The organism is Methanobrevibacter filiformis (assembly GCF_001639265.1).
In the GTDB taxonomy this organism is placed as follows: domain Archaea; phylum Methanobacteriota; class Methanobacteria; order Methanobacteriales; family Methanobacteriaceae; genus Methanacia; species Methanacia filiformis.
This window is the reverse complement of sequence record NZ_LWMT01000165.1, coordinates 1-1,029: the sequence shown is the minus strand read 5'-3', so window position 1 is coordinate 1,029 and position 1,029 is coordinate 1. Positions and strand designations below refer to the sequence as shown.

Annotated in this window: 2 protein-coding genes; both read left to right on the top strand. The window is 27.3% G+C overall.

Annotation, left to right across the window (positions count from 1 at the left end):
* The first annotated feature begins 190 nt into the window (after positions 1-190).
* Positions 191-439: a hypothetical protein gene (locus MBFIL_RS04645; protein WP_066971924.1), complete on the top strand. Its 249-nt coding sequence runs from the start codon at positions 191-193 to the stop codon at positions 437-439.
* A gap of 34 nt (positions 440-473) precedes the next feature.
* The coding region (locus tag MBFIL_RS04640) for a hypothetical protein (protein ID WP_211261712.1) at positions 474-1,029 on the top strand (556 nt) is incomplete at its 3' end.

The window sequence follows — 1,029 nt, the reverse complement described above, 5'->3', positions numbered from 1 at the left end:
AAACCCCACCAAGAAAAAATAGAACCAATTGTAGAAGAAGTTTCTGAAATAAGAAAAAAATAAAGAAGCAATGTTTAATTTAAGGCAATTCTATAGAATCGATTAAATCCTTAACTTAACAGCTGTGATATATATTTATATTATTTTAATTATTTTAATAAATTTTATAAAATAATGGAATTGAAAATTTATGAGTACTGAAGTAACAACTACTATAAAAATGCCTAAAGAAACACTAATAAAAATAAAATCTTTAGCAGTTGAACAAGGAACAAGCCAAAAGAATATAATAAATGCACTTTTAAACGAGGCATTAAGTAGAAAAAAAGATACTGGATTACCAAAAGCAAGGATAATAAACCATGAAATGATAGGTTATGACCCAGATAAAAAACTTAATTTTGGTGACTGTGTCAAAAACTTCAGGGTGAACAAGTGAAAAAATTCAATGAAAAGTACAACATATACATGTAATGTTCAGTATAATTCAAAAAAAAGTGAGTATAATAACATTAATTAAATGGAGGAAGAATATAGTTAAATCTATGCAAAGAGAAAACAAACTTCCTCCAAGTAATAATTTGAATGTTAAAATATATAATGCTGATGGTACCAAGAGAGTTGTGATAGAAGAAGAAATATTATATTTAGATAATCGTGTAGACCCAATATATCATCAAACATTGGAAGAAATGACAGGTAGGAGTCTTAAATGTCGTTACATCGATAATAGTGATTTTAAATGTGAATGTTGTGGTTCAGACTCATTTAAAATACATGATTATGGTCTTAGAAATCTGAATAAAAATCAAAAAATAGAATCCACAATTTACAAATGTAGGAAATGTGGAAAAACACATCAAACACCATTAGAACCTTTTGTTGTTAAAGATAGTAATTACACCAACAAAGTCCAATCATTAGGCATTATGGTGTACTACCTATCGAATCTATCGTTAAATAACATATCTCTACTTAATGGAATTGTAAATAATGCATTTCCATCCAGACAAAGCACTCTCAACTATC